Annotated in this window: 1 protein-coding gene; it reads right to left on the bottom strand. The window is 62.6% G+C overall.

The features are described 5' to 3' along the window. Positions 1–211, bottom strand: a 211-nt coding sequence (locus AC0IYU_RS35010; RefSeq protein WP_472127009.1) for a glycoside hydrolase family 3 N-terminal domain-containing protein, incomplete at its 3' end; no start/stop codon positions are given. Positions 212–235 lie beyond the last annotated feature (24 nt).

Raw genomic sequence — 235 nt, 5'->3', positions numbered from 1 at the left:
CGCGGTGGTAGGCCGCGCCCATCGTGAGATCGTCGGTGACGAGCAGGCCCAGGTAGCCCCACTCGCCTCGAATCAGCCGCTGCACGATTCTGCGCGAGAAAGAGACCGGGTACCGCGCATCGTGTTCCGCAAGGATGACATGGCCCAGCATGATGGCTGCGTCAGATTGTTTCGACACTACTTGAAATGGTTTCCAGTCTTGCGCGGCCAGGCGGGCGACCGGTGTGCGCAGTTC

It is taken from the genome of Variovorax sp. AC103, from assembly GCF_979254005.1.
Note: the sequence above shows the minus strand (reverse complement) of the source record. Positions and strands in the feature narration are given on the sequence as shown.